14 protein-coding genes are annotated in these 16,499 nt (G+C 61.2%); 3 read left to right on the top strand and 11 right to left on the bottom strand.

Annotated elements, in window-relative coordinates; translation table 11 throughout:
• Nucleotides 1-33 precede the first annotated feature (33 nt).
• From AC19YS_RS05640 to AC19YS_RS05590, 11 genes are all read right to left on the bottom strand, one after another.
• Complete coding sequence (locus AC19YS_RS05640; protein ID WP_056858169.1) at nt 34-678, bottom strand: methionine ABC transporter permease; 645 nt, start codon at nt 676-678, stop codon at nt 34-36.
• Nucleotides 668-1,783 (bottom strand): methionine ABC transporter ATP-binding protein, encoded by a 1,116-nt coding sequence (locus AC19YS_RS05635; RefSeq protein ID WP_500601138.1) that lies wholly within the window; start codon nt 1,781-1,783, stop codon nt 668-670. The genes AC19YS_RS05640 and AC19YS_RS05635 overlap by 11 nt, the downstream gene beginning before the upstream one ends.
• Entirely contained in the window at nt 1,780-2,595 is an 816-nt protein-coding gene (locus AC19YS_RS05630; protein ID WP_200624249.1) for a MetQ/NlpA family ABC transporter substrate-binding protein, read from the bottom strand. Before AC19YS_RS05630 ends, AC19YS_RS05635 begins: the two co-directional genes overlap by 4 nt.
• Nucleotides 2,596-2,737: 142 nt before the next feature.
• Nucleotides 2,738-4,090, bottom strand: coding sequence for an LLM class flavin-dependent oxidoreductase (locus tag AC19YS_RS05625; protein WP_169367988.1), 1,353 nt, complete (start codon nt 4,088-4,090; stop codon nt 2,738-2,740).
• A complete protein-coding gene (locus tag AC19YS_RS05620; protein WP_500601137.1) occupies nt 4,090-5,283 on the bottom strand; it encodes an SfnB family sulfur acquisition oxidoreductase in 1,194 nt (397 codons plus the stop codon). Before AC19YS_RS05620 ends, AC19YS_RS05625 begins: the two co-directional genes overlap by 1 nt.
• 24 nt (nt 5,284-5,307) lie before the next feature.
• Complete coding sequence (locus AC19YS_RS05615; protein WP_179678402.1) at nt 5,308-6,549, bottom strand: SfnB family sulfur acquisition oxidoreductase; 1,242 nt, start codon at nt 6,547-6,549, stop codon at nt 5,308-5,310.
• A gap of 187 nt (nt 6,550-6,736) precedes the next feature.
• Nucleotides 6,737-7,522, bottom strand: a complete 786-nt coding sequence (locus tag AC19YS_RS05610) for a hypothetical protein (protein WP_124416174.1) — start codon at nt 7,520-7,522, stop codon at nt 6,737-6,739.
• A gap of 381 nt (nt 7,523-7,903) precedes the next feature.
• Nucleotides 7,904-8,650 (bottom strand): L-cystine ABC transporter ATP-binding protein TcyN, encoded by a 747-nt coding sequence (tcyN, locus tag AC19YS_RS05605; protein ID WP_106577394.1) that lies wholly within the window; start codon nt 8,648-8,650, stop codon nt 7,904-7,906.
• Nucleotides 8,651-8,653: 3 nt separating this feature from the next.
• On the bottom strand, nt 8,654-9,319 hold the full coding sequence (tcyL, locus tag AC19YS_RS05600) for a cystine ABC transporter permease (RefSeq protein ID WP_106577395.1): 666 nt from the start codon (nt 9,317-9,319) through the stop codon (nt 8,654-8,656).
• The gene (gene tcyJ, locus AC19YS_RS05595; RefSeq protein WP_106577396.1) at nt 9,319-10,113 is read right to left on the bottom strand and encodes a cystine ABC transporter substrate-binding protein; all 795 of its coding nucleotides are present in this window, start codon (nt 10,111-10,113) and stop codon (nt 9,319-9,321) included. The genes tcyL and tcyJ overlap by 1 nt, the downstream gene beginning before the upstream one ends.
• A gap of 281 nt (nt 10,114-10,394) precedes the next feature.
• A complete protein-coding gene (locus AC19YS_RS05590) occupies nt 10,395-11,390 on the bottom strand; it encodes a D-cysteine desulfhydrase (protein ID WP_106577397.1) in 996 nt (331 codons plus the stop codon).
• A 166-nt stretch (nt 11,391-11,556) separates the two neighbouring features.
• Between AC19YS_RS05590 and epsC the strand changes: the two genes are divergently transcribed.
• From epsC to AC19YS_RS05575, 3 genes are all read left to right on the top strand, one after another.
• Nucleotides 11,557-12,483 (top strand): serine O-acetyltransferase EpsC, encoded by a 927-nt coding sequence (gene epsC, locus AC19YS_RS05585; RefSeq protein ID WP_106577398.1) that lies wholly within the window; start codon nt 11,557-11,559, stop codon nt 12,481-12,483.
• A 414-nt stretch (nt 12,484-12,897) separates the two neighbouring features.
• A complete protein-coding gene (betT, locus tag AC19YS_RS05580; RefSeq protein WP_164487965.1) occupies nt 12,898-14,859 on the top strand; it encodes a choline transporter BetT in 1,962 nt (653 codons plus the stop codon).
• A 239-nt stretch (nt 14,860-15,098) separates the two neighbouring features.
• Nucleotides 15,099-16,448, top strand: coding sequence for an OprD family outer membrane porin (locus tag AC19YS_RS05575; protein ID WP_119738208.1), 1,350 nt, complete (start codon nt 15,099-15,101; stop codon nt 16,446-16,448).
• Nucleotides 16,449-16,499 lie beyond the last annotated feature (51 nt).

Here is a 16,499-nt window from a genome sequence, read left to right as displayed (position 1 = left end):
AAATACCGGGCGCTAAGATCGCCCGACTATACCTCACCGCTTGTTCAGCACCCGAGCCAGGCGATCGCCGCCCAACTGAATCACCGCGACGAGAACCACCAGCAACACAATCACGGTGAGCATGATCTGCGTATCGAAACGCTGATAGCCGTAGCGGTAGGCAATGTCACCCAAGCCGCCTGCGCCGATGGCGCCCGCCATGGCTGACGAGTTGATCATGGTCACCAGCGTGATCGTGAACCCGCCCACAATCCCCGGCAGCGCTTCCGGCAACAGCACGTGCCAGATGATGTGCCAGCGGCGGCAGCCCATGGCCTGCGCGGCTTCGATCAAACCGTGGTCCACTTCGCGCAGGCTTACCTCGGCGATCCGCGCGAAAAACGGCGTGGCGGCGATGGTCAGCGGCACAACGGCCGCCCACACGCCATAGGTGGTGCCGACGATCAGCCGGGTAAACGGGATCAGCGCCACCATCAGGATCAGAAACGGAATGGAGCGGAAGAGATTGACGAACGCGCCGAGCACGCGGTTCAGCGCCGGTGCCTGATAGATGCCGCCCTTGTCGCTGGTGACCAGAAACACCGCCAGCGGAATACCCACCAACAGCGCGATCAACGACGACACGCCAACCATCAACAGGGTGTCGATGGCGCCCTGCAATAAACGATCAAACCACATAGCCCAGCACCTCCACCTGTTGCGCCCAACGCCCGGCCAGGGTGCGCAGTGCTTGTGCGTTGTGTGGCGAGCCATTGACCGCCAGCAGTAATTGCCCCAAGGCGTGGCCCTGGATCCGTTCCACGCCGCCTTGCAGCAAGCGCACGCGTCCGCCAAGGGCGCCGAACAGCGCGGCCAGGTCGGGTTCGTCGGTGGCGCTGCCGGTGAACTGCAAACGCAGCACCAACGCGGCGTCGGCCGATGTCTGGGTGGGTTGCAGGCGGTTTTGCAGTTCTTCCGGCAGCCCGTGTTGCAGCGGCGCCAGCAGGGTTTTGCTGACCTCATGCTGCGGGTTGCCGAATACTTGCCACACCGGGCCTTGCTCCACGATTCGACCGTGCTCAAGCACCACCACGCGGTCGCAGATTTCGCGGATCACCGCCATCTCGTGGGTGATCAACACGATAGTCAGGCCCAGGCGTTTGTTGATGTCGCGCAGCAGGCCGAGAATCGACTGGGTGGTTTCCGGGTCGAGGGCCGAGGTGGCTTCGTCGCACAGCAGAATCTGTGGGTCGTGCACCAGCGAACGGGCAATGCCGACGCGCTGTTTCTGCCCGCCGGACAGCTGCGCGGGATAAGCCTTGTGCTTGTCCTGCAAACCCACCAGTTCAAGCAGCTCACGCACCTTTTGCTCGCGCTGCAGCTTGGGCACGCCGGCGACCTTCAGCGGCAGCTCGACGTTCTGCCACACCGTTTTGGCCGACATCAGGTTGAAGTGCTGGAAGATCATGCCGATGCGCCGACGCAACGCGACCAGACGGTCTTCGTCGTACTCGCCGATGTCCACCTGATCGATCAGCACGCGCCCGCTGCTGGGTTGCTCCAGGCGGTTGATGGTGCGGATCAGCGAGGATTTGCCAGCGCCGCTGCGGCCGATGATGCCGAACACCTCACCGCGCTGGATCGCAAGGTCAATGCCTTGCAAGGCATGCACGCTGCCGTCATAGGTTTTGCCCAGATTGATGAACCGCACATGGGCACGGTTCAGGTCCGGGTGCAGCGCTGTCTGCTTGGCGTCCCTGGGCGTGGTGCCCACGTCGCGCAGTTGGGCGTTGGCGGCGGTCATTTTTTATCTTCCCAACCGACTTGGTAGAGCTTGCCGAGGGATTTATCCAGCGCGGCGCGTACCACCGGCGAATGCTGGTAGATGTCGACGAACTTGACCACGCGCGGGTCGGTTTTGCTTTTGGGCTGGATCACAAACTGGATCACGTATTCAGGGTGATCGAGGCCGTCGAACAGCAGCGCCGACTCGGCATCGAAGGTCTTGGACAGGCGGATGTAGGCCGGGTAGCCCTGCACCAGATCGGCGTCGTCATAGGCGCGCACCAGCTGCACGGCTTCCACTTGCAGGATCTTGATTTTCTTCGGGTTGGCGATGATGTCTTCTTCGGTGGCCTTGTAACCCACGCCCGGCTTGAGCGTGATCAGCCCGGCCTTGGCCAGCAGTTGCAGGCCGCGACCGCTGTTGATCGGGTCGTTGGCGATCGCCACGCTGGCGCCCTGAGGCAGGTCGTTGAAGCTTTTGTACTTCTTGGAATACAGGCCAACGTTATTGATGATGCCCGGCGCATACGGCACCAGGTCGAACCCGGCGGCAGCCTTGGCGTTTTCCAGGAACGGGATGTGCTGGAAGTAGTTCACGTCGATGTCGCCGGCGGCGAGGCTGACGTTGGGCGCGATCCAGTCGGTAAACTCCACCAGTTCGACCTTCAGGCCTTGCTTGTCGGCTTCGGCGACGGCGGCTTCCAGGGGAATCGCGAAGGCGGCGGTGGTGCCGACTTTCAGCGGTGCATCGGCGGCGAATACCGCCGAGCTGAATAAACCAAAGGCCAGGGCCAGTGCTTTGACTGGGTGGGTGAGCAGTGTCTTTTTCATGATCGGTTTCCAGTCATAAGGTGTCTGTAAGAACAATGTGGTCAACTGTGGGAGCTGGCTTGCCTGCGATAGCGGTCTGTCAGGGATATTTTCTTTGCTGGCCCACCGCTATCGCAGGCAAGCCAGCTCCCACACTTCTAATTCAGTGTCGGTAGGTGGAACCGGTGTGTTGTTCGGGTAACCGTGCAGTGCCCTGGAAGACTTTTTCGCGCAGCGTTCCCTGCTCATAAGCGGTCTTGTACGACCCACGCTTCTGCAGTTCCGGCACCACCAGGTCGATGAAATCGACATAGCTTTCCGGCGTGACAATGCGCGTCAGGTTGAAGCCATCCAGCCCGGTTTCGCTGATCCACGATTCCAGCTCGTCAGCCACTTGCTCGGGCGAGCCGACCAAGGTGATATAGCGCCCGCCGAGGGCGTGCTGCTCAAGCAATTTGCGCCGCGTCCAATCGTTGTTTTGCAGGTTCTTGGTGGCCGACTGAATCGCGTTGCTTTTCACGTACTGGATCGGCTCATCGATTTCGTATTGAGCAAAGTCGATGGCCGTAGAGGCCGAGAAGTGCGCCACTCCGGCTTCCGGGCTGGCATAGCTCACGTACTCGGCGTGTTTGGCCCAGGCCAGTTCTTCGGTGGCGCCCACGATCACGTTGAGGCCCATGAACACCTTGATGTCATCCGGGTTGCGCCCCGCCTGCGCCGCACTGGCGCGCACCTTGTCCACCTGGACTTTGGTGGCGGCCTTGTTCTGGCCGCTGATGAATACGCACTCGGCATGGCGCCCGGCGAACAGCAAGCCACGCTCCGAGCTGCCGGCCTGGAACAGCACCGGCGTGCGTTGCGGCGACGGCTCGCAAAGGTGGTAACCCTCGACCTGATAGAACTCGCCGTGGTGCTCAACCTTGTGCACCTTGCCGGGCTGCGCATAGACCCGTTGCTGTGGGTCGTTGATGACCGCGTCGTCTTCCCAGCTGCCTTCCCAGAGTTTGTATAGCACTTGCAGGTATTCATCGGCCTGGTCGTAGCGCCGGTCATGCTCGACCTGTTCGGTCAGGCCCATGGCCTTTGCGGCGCTGTCGAGGTAGCCGGTGACGATGTTCCAGCCAACCCGGCCACGGCTCAGGTGGTCGAGGGTGGACATGCGTCGGGCGAACAGATACGGCGGCTCGTAGGTGAGGTTGGCGGTGAGGCCGAAGCCAAGGTTTTGGGTGACGGCCGCCATGGCCGAGACCAGCAGCAACGGGTCGTTGACCGGCAGCTGGATCGACTCCTTGAGCGGCACATCGATGGCGTTCTGGTAAACGTCGTACACGCCGACGATGTCGGCGATGAACAAGCCGTCGAACAGCCCGCGCTCCAGGGTCTGCGCCAGGTCGGTCCAGTATTGGAGGGTCTTGTACTGCGTCGAGGTGTCCCGTGGATGCGTCCACAGGCCATGGTTGATGTGCCCGATGCAATTCATGTTGAAGGCATTGAGCAGGATTTTTTTCTTCGCCATTAAATGGTCCCCCGCAGTGGCGGGTTTTCATCGTTGAGGTAGTAATTGCCCACAGCAAAGTACTTCCAGCGCACCGGGTCGTGCAGGGTGTGCACGCGGGCGTTGCGCCAGTGGCGGTCAAGGCCATGTTCGGCCAGGGTTGCCTGGCTGCCGGCCAGTTCGAACAAGGTGCTGCCGGCGGCCAGGGAAATTTCAGTGCTCAAGGCGCGCACTTCGGCGACGGCGATGGAGGCTGCCGCGACGGTTTCGGCAGTGCTGTCGGCCTGGGCGCGGTCGAGGAACTCACCGGAGCGTTCCAGCAATGCCTCGGCGGCGTGCAGGCGGATGCTCAGGTGGCCGAAGCTTTTCAAGGTGAGCGGGTCTTCAGTGGCCTTGTCGTTGCCGGAGTCGATCCACGGCCGGGTCTTGGTGCGCACAAAATGCAGCGCGTCCTCGAAGGCGGCGCGGGCGATGCCGGTGTCGATGGCAGCGTGAAGGATCTGCGCCAGCGGGCCGACCGTGGTCGGGCGCTCGAAAGCGCTCTGGAACGGGACCACGTCCTGGGCGGCGACCCACACGTTGTCAAACACCACGGAGCCGCTGCCGGTGGTGCGCTGGCCGAAGCCGCTCCAGTCGTCGATTACCGTCAGGCCTTCGCTGTCGCGCGGCACAAATGCCAGTTGCTGCACGCCGTGTTCATCCACCACCGAGGTGGGGATGCGTTGGGCGTAGATGGCGCCGGTGGAGTAGAACTTGCGGCCGGTGATACGAAAACCGTCGCCGTCGCGGGTGATTTTGGTCACCCGGTCATGGGCAGTTTTGGTACCCAGCTCCGCCAAGGCGTTGCCGAAACGTCGGCCTGCGAGCACTTCGGCGTACAGGCGTTTCTGCTGGGCCGGGCTGCCATTCACGCGCAGCACTTCCAGGGCATAGAAATGGTTTTGCGGGATCTGGCCCAGCGAGGCGTCCGCCTGGGCAATCAGCGCAATGACCTTGGCCAGGGTGACGTTGGACACACCCGCGCCACCGTGTTCCTTCGGCACGCTGATGCCCCACAGGCCGGAGCGCGAAAACACCTCCAGCTCGGGCAGGGGCAGGCGGCGTTCACGGTCGCGCTGGGCGCTGTCGCGACCCAAGTCTTCGGCCAGGTCGCTGGCGACAATAAGGGCTTGTTCGTCGCTGGTGATAACCGCGACGTTTGTAGAGAAAGTCATGATGTTCTCCAGATGTCTGGTCGGTCAGATCCAGGAATGACGAGCCGGCAACGTGCCGTTCAGGCGATAGGCGCCGATGGCGTGATACTTCCAGCGCACCGGGTCGTGCAGGGTGTGCACGCGGGCGTTGCGCCAGTGGCGGTCGAGGTTGAATTCGGCGAGGGTGGCGCGACTGCCGGCCAGTTCGAAGAGCTTTTCGCTGACCAGCAGCGACACTTCGGTGGTCAGCACTTTCGCTTCGGCCACGGCAATTGACGCGCGCGCGGCGGATTGCGCGGTGATCGGCGCAGCGCTGACCTCGTCCAGCACCTTGCCGGCCTTGCGCAACAGGGCTTGGGCGGCATGCAGTTCGATGTTCAGCTTGCCGATATCGGCGATCACATACAGGTCATCGCTGGCGCGTTCGACCTTGGCGTCGATCCATGGGCGCGAGCGTTCACGCACGAAGGCGATGGTGTCATCGAGGGCGCCGCGGGCGATGCCGGCGTCGATGGCCGCCTGGATCAATTGCGAGATAGCGCCCTGGATGTTCGGGCTTTCGCCGATGCGCCAGTTCTCTATCACCAGTTCGGCGTCCACCGGTACCCGGTCAAGCAGCACGGTGCCGCTGGCGGTGGTGCGTTGGCCGAAGCCCGACCAATCGTCAACGATGCGCAGCCCTTGCGTGCCACGGCGCACAAAGGCCATGACTTGTTTGCCGTCATCGTTCAACGCCTTCACCGCCACCCAATGGGCAAACAGCGCGCCGGTGGAGTAGAACTTCTGGCCGCTGACCACATAGCCGTCACCTTCGGCGGTGAGCCGCGCTTTGAGTTCCAGGGTGTTTTTGGTGCCGCGTTCCGGGCCGCCATTACCGATGCGCCAGCCGTCGAGGACGCTCTGGAACAGCTGCTTTTTCTGGCGTTCGGTGGCAGTGCCCTGCAGCAGATACAGGATGCCGAAGTGGTTTTGCGGGATCTGCCCGAGGGCCGGGTCCGCCGCGCTGATGATCGCGAACACCTCGGCCAGGGTCACGAACGATACCTGTGGGCCGCCGTATTCACGGGGAATGGAAATACTGCCCAGCCCGCTGCGGGTGAACTGCTCAAGCTGCGCCCAGGGCAGCTTGCGCTGCTGGTCGCGCTTGGCCGCTTGCAGGCGCGCGGCCTGAGCCAGTTCGTGTGCTGCGCTCAACGCTTGTGCGTCGTCGCGCAGCACAGCTGCCGGCAACAGCAGTGGGGCTACGTCCAGATCACTCTGGGGGGGTGTTAGAGCCAAGTTAGACATCAGCGCCGCTCCTTGGCTGCACGTAATGCCCTGGCGTTATGCACCGGGGTAATTCTGACCATACCGACCTCGCATTCAATGAAATAAAAACAGAAAAATCAGAGATGTCCGGTGGTCCGGTGCATATACCCTAAGCGTGTTAAATCTTTAAATAAACTAACTTCTAGGAATATGCATAGAAGGTCTGTTACCCAGGTTCGCAGGGAGAACCGGGCTGACGTGGTTGATAGGTCGACGCGGCCCCGGCCGGGCGGGGTGGCGCCTGCGAGGAGCAGGCGGCGATGTTCAACGTGCGCGCGGGTGCCCAGCGCGAATTATTGCCAACGCGATCCAGAATGCAGTACGTCACGTCCAGCCGGCAGTCGTCGCCCGCTTCGACAATCACCGCAGAGGGCACCCACACCTGCACTGTCAGACCGACGTCCTTGCGCTGGATCGTCGGCAGGTCCAGACGCACGTCGCCCCAACGCAGGGTAATGGCGTCGCCAGTGGTCATATGCGCGTACGGCTCGATGCTCAGCGGAATGCCGCGTCGCACCTGGCTACCGTTGATGCCGTAGCGGCGGATCATGTCGGGCAGGCTGACGGGCGCAAGGTTCTGGTTTTCGTCACTGAACCGAGGCGACGGCTGGCCGCCGGGTGGGCAGGTCTTGACCCGCACGTGCGTGACTGCCGAACGGGCCGGGCCGTGGCCGATCTGCATGACCTGGTAGTGAATCTGCGCCGAGCCATCCTGCACAAAGCTGTGCGGGATGCGCAGGCGGGTGGGGGTGCCGATTTTGCACGCGCTCACGCGCCGGGAGTCGGCAAAGCAGTTGTTCCAGAACAGCTCGATCAGGTCGCCTTCCTCCATGCCGGGGTAGGGGGCGATATCCACCTGCAGTTGGGCGGCGGCGAGGGCGTTGATACCGTATCGATTAGCCTGGGGCAGCGTCGGGGCGGTGAGCATGGCCGAGGGTGCAGTGCGCGTCATAAGTAATCTCCTTGATGCAGCCAGCAGCAATCGTTCCGGTGCCCGTGGCGCGAGTGTGCGCAGGGTGCCGAAAGGAACGATTCAGTGAATAGCCGGGATAGGATCCAATCCTCTGGGCCCTAGATAAGAGGGTTGGCCGGCGGGCGTCAATGGCGGCAAAGGGCTAAACGGCGGGTTGGAGCAGATTCAGAAAGAGCTGACGAGGCGGGGGATTTTAAGGTGGGTGCGGCGGTGCGTTTTATTCGTTATCGCGAGGATTTTATGTAGGAACGCGCTTAGGTGGGAGCTGGCTTGCCTGCGATAGCATGGCTGCGGTGTGACTGACACACCGAGGTGCCTGCATCGCAGGCAAGCCAGCTCCCACCCAGGTTTTTCGGGGTGTCAGTGGGCTAAAAACTTGCTCAGGAACTGCTTGGTCCGTTCTTCCTTGGGGTTGGCAAACAGCGCCTTGGCTTCGCCCTGTTCGACGATCACGCCCTTGTCGAAGAAGATCACCCGGTTGGCCACATCCCGGGCGAAGCTCATCTCGTGGGTGACGATGACCATGGTGCGGTTTTCTTCGGCCAGGCTGCGGATGGTTGCCAGTACTTCACCGACCAACTCCGGGTCGAGTGCCGAGGTGGGTTCGTCAAACAGAATCACCTCCGGCTCCATGGCCAATGCACGGGCAATTGCCACGCGCTGTTGCTGGCCACCGGACAAGCGCCGCGGGTAAGCCCCTTCCTTGCCCGCCAGGCCGACCCTGGCCAGCAGCGTACGGCCCAGTTCGGTGGCTGCTTCGCGCGGCATCTTCTTGACCACCATCGGGCCTTCGATGACGTTTTCCAGCGCGGTGCGGTGCGGGAACAGGTTGAAGTTCTGGAACACAAAACCCACGTGCTGGCGCAGGCGCCGCACCAGGCCTTGTTGCTGGTTGAGCGGCTTGCTGCTGTCGATCTCGATGTCACCCACCTTGATGCGACCACTGGTGGGTTCTTCGAGGAAATTCAGGCAGCGCAGGAAGGTGGTCTTGCCGGAACCACTGGGGCCAATGATGGCGACAACTTCGCCTTCCTTGACCTCAAGGTCGATCCCGTTGAGTACCACCTGACCCTTGAATTGTTTGGTCAGTTTTTCAACCACGATCATGCTTCAAGACTCCAGGTCATGCCGGTTGACCCGGTCTTCCAGGCGGTTCTGAAAATGCGCCAGGATGCTTGCCAAAATCCAGTAGATCAGGGCAGCGGAGAGATACATGGTAAAGATTTCGAAGGTGCGCGCAGACACCAATTGGGCCTGGCGGAACAGCTCGGGCACCTGGATGGTAGCGGCCAGCGCGGTGTCTTTTACCAGCGAAATAAAGCTGTTGCCCAACGGCGGCAAGGCCGTGCGCATGGCCTGCGGCAGGATGGCCCGGCGCAGGGTCTGCGCGCGAGTCATGCCGATACTGGCTGCAGCTTCCCATTGGCCGCGCTCGATGGAGCTGATGGCGGCGCGCAGGATTTCACAGGCGTAAGCCGCCATGTTCAGCGAAAAGCCAATCATGGCGGCCGGGATCGGGTCCAGCTCGATGCCCACTTGCGGTAAGCCGTAGTAGATCAGGAACAGCTGCACCAGCAAGGGCGTGCCGCGAAAGAACGACACGTAGACGCGGGCGATCCAACTGACCAGTTTGAAGCGCGACAAACGCATCAAGGCCAGGCCGAAGCCCAGCAGCAAGCCGAAAAACATCCCGCCAAGGCTAAGAATCACCGTGTAGTACGCGCCCTTGAGCAGAAAGGGCGCGGAGTCCAGCGCGAGTTGGAAACCTGCTTCCATTATTGAGTGACGTCAGCGTTGAAGTATTTCTCGGACAGCTTCTTCAAGGTGCCGTCGGCACGCAGTTTGTCGAGGGCCTTGTTCACGGCGTCGAGCAGTTCAGGCTCGCCTTTGCGCAGGGCAATGCCGGCTTCCTGACGGGAGAAAGCATCGCCAGCGGCAGCAGTGTCCGGAGCTTTCTTGGCGTATTCCAGAGCGGCCAGACGGTCGATCAGGATGGCGTCGATGCGGCCGATGCGCAGGTCCTGGAACTTGGTAGGGTCATCGTTGTAGGTCTTGATGATGGCTTTGGGTTGGTTGTCCTTGAGCCATTGTTCGTAGTTGGTGCCCAGGCCTACGCCGACTTTCTTGCCGGCCAGGTCGTCGGCGGTCTTGATGGCGTCGACGTTTTTCTTCAGCACCAGCGCCTGGATACCGGAAACGGTGTAAGGCTTGGAGAAGTCGTACTTCTTCTTGCGCTCCTCGGAGATGGTCACCTGGTTGACCACTGCGTCCAGGCGCTTGGATTCCAGGGCCGCGAGAATGCCGTCCCACGGTGTGGCTTGCAGCTTGACCTTGACGCCCAGCTCTTTGGCCAGCGCTTCGGACAGCTCGACTTCGAAACCGCTGAGCTTGCCGCTTTCATCGACGAAGCTGAACGGCGGGTAGGTGCCTTCCAGGCCGATCTTGATCTCGCCGGCCTTCTTGATGGTGTCCAGCTGTTCACCAGCGATGGCTTGGCCCATCAGACCAGCCCCAAGTGCCAAGCCCAATGTGCCAACCAGCAACGTGCGACGCAATACAGAAATAGTCATGAACAGCCCCTGTGTTTTTTATGTTGAGCGAAGCAGGTGACGCAGTAGTCGTATCCTGCCTTAAAGCGCGAAGCGCGTCTTCGCCTTCGGCGCGACTATAAAGCCAGTTTCTAAGACTTGAAAATAATATAAATTTAATTTGTTATTCGTTATTGGAATATGTAATCCATTTAGTGTGGGAGCCAGCTTGCTCGCGAATGCGCTGTATCAGCCGCCGAATGGATGGGCTGACACTCCGTATTCGCGAGCAAGCCCGCTCCCACCTTCTGATCTGCGTTTATTCAATTAAACGCGGTGTCATACGCAAACAACGCCGGCGCTCCGCCGGTGTGCAGGAAAATAATCGGCCCGTCCTCAAACCGCTGCCGCCCAATACCATCGAGCAGGCCGGCCATGGCCTTGCCCGTATACACCGGGTCCAGCAGCAGGCCTTCCTGGCTTGCCAGTAACTTGACCGCAGCCAGGGTGCCGGCGTTCGGTTCGCCGTAGCGCGGGCCGAAATATTCGTCCCACAGGATCACTTTGAACGCGTCCGGAACGCCCACGCCGAGCAACTCGGCGGTGCGTTCGGCCAGGCCTTGCACTTTCGGGAACTGAGCTTGCTCGGTGCGCGACACGGTGATGCCCACCACGGGCAATGTTGGCAGCACTTCGCTCAACGCCAGGGCGAGGCCACTGTGGGTGCCCGCACTGCCGGAGGCGAGTACCACGGCAGCGAACTCAATGCCGCTGGCTTCGATCTGCCCGGCTAACTCCAGCCCGGCGCGTACGTAACCCAGCGCCCCGAGTGCATTCGAACCGCCGATAGGCACCAGGTACGGCTTCTTGCCGTTGCTGCGCAGGCGATCGGCGAGGGCATTGAGTTGGTCGTCAACGTTGTCGAGGTTCTCGACCCGTTCTACTTTGGCGTCAAACAGCTCCAGCAACAGGCGATTGCCGTTGCCCAGGTAGTTCGGGTCTTCGGTGCCGGTCGGGTTCTCCAGCAGTGCCACGCAACCCAGGCCCAACTTGGCGGCCAGCGCAGCAGTTTGGCGCACATGGTTGGACTGGATCGCGCCAGCGGTCACCAGGGTGTCGGCACCCTGGGCGAGGGCGTCGGCTGCCAGGTATTCGAGTTTGCGCAGCTTGTTGCCGCCCATGGCCAGTGGCGTGGTGTCGTCGCGCTTGACGTAGATGTCCCTGCCCAGCCAGGCCGACAGCCGCTCGAGTTTTTCCAGGGCAGTGGCACCGCCCAGCAGGTCCAGGCGGTTAAAACGGTCGAGCTGTTGTTTGATCATGGCGACGCACAGTGGCTAAGTGATTGGGCGACTATAGGCAGGCACTTTTCATCGGGCAACCGCCAATCGCTTATGTCGGTTAGTTCTTAGCATCACACCATTGGTTCTTAAGGACCGTCAGGGTGCATACCGTAAAGTGATGGGCAATTCGTCAGGAGTGAATACCGTGAGTGAGCGTTCCAGCCATTGGCAATTGCAGACCATCGTCAGCCAGCTGCGCAGCGCCCGGGACCAGTGGCGAACGCGCAATGGCCGCTTGAGTGGCGAGCACGGCGGCCGCGAATTGCCGTCGCGCGAAGCCGTGGCGCAGATTCTTGAATCGCTGTGCGGCGCGTTGTTCCCGATGCGCCTGGGGCCGGTGGACTTGCGTGAAGAGAGTGAAGACTTTTACGTCGGCCACACCCTCGACGTCGCCTTGAATGCCCTGCTCGGCCAGGCGCGCCTGGAGCTGCGCTACGCCGCACGCCAGGGCGGCCAGGACGACAGCGAGGTCGATGCCCTGGCGATCCGCCTGATCCAGGATTTTGCCCTGGCCCTGCCTTCGCTGCGCAGCCTGCTGGACACCGACGTGCTGGCCGCCTACCACGGCGACCCGGCCGCGCGCAGTGTGGATGAAGTGCTGTTGTGCTATCCAGGGATTCTGGCGGTGATTCACCATCGCCTGGCACACCATCTGTACCGCGCCGGGCTGCCGCTGCTGGCGCGGATCAGCGCGGAGATCGCGCACTCGGCCACGGGTATCGACATTCACCCGGGCGCGCAGATCGGCCCGAGTTTCTTTATCGATCATGGGACGGGCGTGGTGATCGGCGAAACCGCGATCATCGGCGAGCGGGTGCGCATCTACCAAGCGGTGACGCTGGGCGCCAAGCGCTTCCCAGCAGATGAGGACGGGCAGCTGCAGAAGGGTCATCCACGCCATCCGATCGTTGAAGATGATGTGGTGATTTATGCCGGGGCGACGATTCTGGGGCGGATCACCATCGGCAAGGGCTCGACGATTGGCGGCAACGTGTGGCTGACCCGCAGTGTGCCGGCGGGGGCGAATATCACGCAGGCGAATTTGCAGCATGAGGATGGGGCGCAGAAATAGAGAATCAGTACAAAGCCCCTGTGGGAGCGGGCTTGCTCGCGAAGGCGGAGTGTCAGTTATTGGATATGTTGCTGACCCACTGCATTCGCGAGCAAGCACGCTGCCACATTTTTGACCGCATTCCATTTTTGAGCCGTACTTAACGTGGAAATCGCTGAACGATTTACCTCGCGCACCCGTCATACCAATCCCTGAGCTAGTGTAGGAATGACCTACCACTCAGCCCTGCGATTAGTCCCAAACCGCCTATTCATGTTTAACTTGAATGTTCGTTCAAGTTAAACCGGTGGTTCGCTGCCCGCTCACAACAGGAGGCTTACCTTTGCTGAGTCCGTTATTTACAGCCACATCCCACACCCTCGGGGTGCATCGTTCATGAGTGCATCGTCCACCCCATCCAGCGGCATGGTGCGCATGAATGCGCCCGTTTTCTACTTTGCCGCCAGTTTCATCCTGCTATTCGGCATCACGGTCATCGCTATCCCGCAACAGGCCGGTGCCTGGCTGCTGGCTGCGCAAAACTGGGCGGCCAACACGGTCGGCTGGTACTACATGCTCGCGATGACGCTGTATCTGGTCTTCGTGGTGGTCACCGCGTTATCGGGCTACGGCAAGATAAAACTCGGTGCCGACCACGACGAGCCCGAATTCAGCTACCTGTCCTGGGCCGGCATGCTGTTCGCCGCCGGGATCAGCATCACGCTGTTCTTCTTCTGCGTGTCCGAGCCGCTGACGCACCTGGTGCAGCCGCCCCAAGGCGCGCCGATGAACGCCGATGCCGCGCGCCAGGCCATGCAGATCCTGTTTCTGCACTGGGGCCTGCACGGCTGGGGCGTCTTCGCGTTTGTTGGCATGGCCCTGGCGTATTTCGCCTACCGGCATAACCTGCCGCTGGCGCTGCGCTCGGCGCTGTACCCGCTGATCGGCAAGCGCATCAACGGCCCCATCGGCTACGCAGTGGATGGCTTTGGCATCATCGCCACCGTGTTTGGCCTGGGCGCCGACATGGGCTTTGGCGTGTTGCACCTCAATTCCGGGCTGGATTACCTGTTCGGCATTGCCCACACACAATGGATTCAGGTTGGCCTGATCACGCTGATGATGGGCGCCGCGATCCTCGTCGCCGTCTCCGGTGTCGACAAGGGCGTGCGGGTGATGTCCGACATCAACATGCTGCTGGCCTGCGCGCTGCTGCTGTTTGTGTTGTTCGCCGGGCCCACCCAGCACTTGCTCAACACCCTGATCCAGAACATCGGCGACTACCTCGGCGCCTTGCCGACCAAGAGTTTCGATGTGTACGCCTACGACAAACCCAGCGACTGGCTGGGCGGTTGGACGGTGTTCTACTGGGCCTGGTGGATTGCATGGTCGCCGTTCGTGGGCCTGTTCATCGCGCGTATTTCCCGTGGCCGTACCATCCGCGAGTTCGTGTTCGGCGTGCTGCTGATCCCGCTGGGCTTTACCCTGGCGTGGATGTCGATCTTCGGCAACAGCGCCATCGACCAAGTGCTGAACCACGGCTTGACCGCCCTCGGCCAGTCGGCCATCGATGACCCGTCGATGAGCCTTTACTTGCTGCTGGAAACGTACCCGTGGAGCAAGACGGTCATCGCGGTCACGGTGTTCATCAGCTTCGTGTTCTTCGTTACCTCGGCCGACTCCGGCACCGTGGTGCTGTCGACCTTGTCGTCCAAAGGCGGTAACGCCGATGAAGACGGGCCTAAATGGCTGCGCGTGTTCTGGGGCGCAATGACTGCGTTGGTCACCAGTGCCTTGCTGTTTGCCGGCAGCATCGATTCGCTGAAATCGGCGGTGGTGCTGACCTCGTTGCCGTTCTCGCTGATCCTGCTGCTGATGATGTGGGGGCTGCACAAGGCGTTCTACCTCGAATCGCAAAAGCAGATTGCCCAGTTGCATTCGCTGGCGCCGGTATCGGGCTCACGCAAGGGCACTGGCGGTTGGCGCCAGCGCTTGAGCCAGGCGGTGCATTTCCCATCGCGCGATGAGGTGTACCGGTTCCTTGAGACCACGGTGCGCCCGGCGATCGAAGAAGTGACGGCGGTGTTTGTCGAGAAAGGCCTCAGCGTCGTCACCCAGCCCGACCCGTCGAACGACAGCGTCAGCCTGGAAATCGGCCACGGTGAAGAGCACCCGTTCGTGTATCAAGTGCAGATGCGTGGCTATTTCACGCCGTCGTTTGCGCGCGGCGGCATGGGCTCCAAGCAGCTCAATAACCGCCGCTACTATCGGGCGGAAGTGCATTTGAGCGAGGGTAGCCAGGACTACGACCTGGTGGGCTACACCAAGGAGCAGATCATCAACGACATCCTTGACCAGTACGAGCGGCACCTGCAGTTCCTGCACCTGGTGCGCTAGCCTCCTGTGCTTGCCCGCGATCGCACCAGCTCGGTGTTTGAGAGACACCGAGTTGCCTGCATCGCGGGCAAGCCCGCTCCCACAAAAAAGCCCGCAAAGCCCCGTTCTACGGGGCTTTTTTTAAATTTAATTTCATTCGTTGAAACCCCGGTTTGACTCCGAACTGTCATCTGGCCACTGCGTAATTGTGTGAAGCGTTTGACGCTTTCATTTCAGAACAGTGACGGAGACCGGTAACAATGAAGACGTTAATAAGCCCCGTGGTGGGTGTCGCCATGGCGAGCTTTATGCTGTCCGCCCACGCCGATTTTATCGACGACAGCCACGCCGATGTGACCTTGCTCAACCGCTACCTCAACCAGCAAGGGCGTGATGTGGTGAACAGCAACGCCAAGGCCCACAGCATTCGTGATTGGGGCCAGGGTTTCGAGTTCAACTTCAAGTCGGGCTACACCGATGGGCCGGTTGGTTTTGGCCTCGATCTGCAGGCCTTCTATGGCTTGAAACTGGACTCTGGTGGTGACCTCAATGACAAGGACCACCAAGGGCGCTACCCCGGCAGCATGTTCCCGTTGGACAACGGCAAATCCGCCGACCAGTTTGGTGTACTGAGCCCCACATTCAAGATGCGCTTTGCCAAGGATGAGCTGCGCGTGGGCACGCTGTACGGCAACAACCCGGTGCTGGCCAACACCGACGGGCGCCTGTACCAGCAGACCAACACCGGCGTGCAGCTGGTGTCCAAGGACCTTACCGATTTCACCTTCACCGGCGGCGATATCTTCAAGACCAAGATCCGCAACGAAACCGGCGACCAAGGCATGATCACCGCCGGTGGCACCAAAGAGAGTGACCGCTTCCTGTTCGGCGGTGCGGACTACACCGGCATTCAGAACACCACCGTCAGCCTGTGGTATTCCAACCTTGAGGATTACTACCAGCAGTTCTTCCTCGGCGCCAAACGGCATGATGCGTTGTCTGTGGGCGCCATCGACACCGACGTGCGCGTGTTCCGCAGCCTGGGTGTGGGCGCCAACGCCGATGGCGACAAAGACTTCGCCGGGGCCGGCCTCTACGGTGACGGCACCAGCAAAGGCCGCATCAACCAGACCACCGCCAGCTTGCTGGAGAGCTACAGCCTGGACGGCCATACGGTCGGCCTCGGTATCCAGAAAAACAGCGGTGACAGCGACTTCCCGTACCTGGATTCGGGCTTGAACAGTGGTGACGCACGCCAAGGCCCAGGTTCAGGTGCGGACACGCCGGCGCTGACCAACATGCAGCTGAACAAATTCCAGCACGCCGGCGAGCGTACCTGGCTGGCGCAATACAAATATGACTTCGGCAAGCTGGGCCTCACCGGCCTGACATTCTCGGCCGCGTATGCCCACGGCGATGACATCCGCACAGCGCAGGGCGACACCAGCGAATGGGAACGCAACATCGCGGTGGCCTACCAGGTACCCACCGGCACTCTCAAGGGCCTGGGCGTGACCTGGAAAAATGCCCACGCCAGCCCGGACATTACCGGCGCCACTGTGCAAGATGAAAACCGCTTCTATGTGAGCTACGTCGTTCCACTTTGGTAGGAAATTGCTGTAAAAGAGACGGGCATAGTTAAGCGATTCAGCGGCTTAAAA

The sequence above is a fragment of the Pseudomonas sp. MF08831 genome (assembly GCF_059862645.1).
Note: the sequence above shows the minus strand (reverse complement) of the source record. Positions and strands in the feature narration are given on the sequence as shown.

Bases quoted from the DNA above. Each gene is read 5' to 3' on its own strand.
- AC19YS_RS05640 (WP_056858169.1), bottom strand. From the start codon at position 678: ATGTGGTTTGATCGTTTATTGCAGGGCGCCATCGACACCCTGTTGATG.
- AC19YS_RS05635 (WP_500601138.1), bottom strand. From the start codon at position 1,783: ATGACCGCCGCCAACGCCCAACTGCGCGACGTGGGCACCACGCCCAGG.
- AC19YS_RS05630 (WP_200624249.1), bottom strand. From the start codon at position 2,595: ATGAAAAAGACACTGCTCACCCACCCAGTCAAAGCACTGGCCCTGGCC.
- AC19YS_RS05625 (WP_169367988.1), bottom strand. From the start codon at position 4,090: ATGGCGAAGAAAAAAATCCTGCTCAATGCCTTCAACATGAATTGCATC.
- AC19YS_RS05620 (WP_500601137.1), bottom strand. From the start codon at position 5,283: ATGACTTTCTCTACAAACGTCGCGGTTATCACCAGCGACGAACAAGCC.
- AC19YS_RS05615 (WP_179678402.1), bottom strand. From the start codon at position 6,549: ATGTCTAACTTGGCTCTAACACCCCCCCAGAGTGATCTGGACGTAGCC.
- AC19YS_RS05610 (WP_124416174.1), bottom strand. From the start codon at position 7,522: ATGACGCGCACTGCACCCTCGGCCATGCTCACCGCCCCGACGCTGCCC.
- tcyN (WP_106577394.1), bottom strand. From the start codon at position 8,650: ATGATCGTGGTTGAAAAACTGACCAAACAATTCAAGGGTCAGGTGGTA.
- tcyL (WP_106577395.1), bottom strand. From the start codon at position 9,319: ATGGAAGCAGGTTTCCAACTCGCGCTGGACTCCGCGCCCTTTCTGCTC.
- tcyJ (WP_106577396.1), bottom strand. From the start codon at position 10,113: ATGACTATTTCTGTATTGCGTCGCACGTTGCTGGTTGGCACATTGGGC.
- AC19YS_RS05590 (WP_106577397.1), bottom strand. From the start codon at position 11,390: ATGATCAAACAACAGCTCGACCGTTTTAACCGCCTGGACCTGCTGGGC.
- betT (WP_164487965.1), top strand. From the start codon at position 12,898: ATGAATGCGCCCGTTTTCTACTTTGCCGCCAGTTTCATCCTGCTATTC.
- AC19YS_RS05575 (WP_119738208.1), top strand. From the start codon at position 15,099: ATGAAGACGTTAATAAGCCCCGTGGTGGGTGTCGCCATGGCGAGCTTT.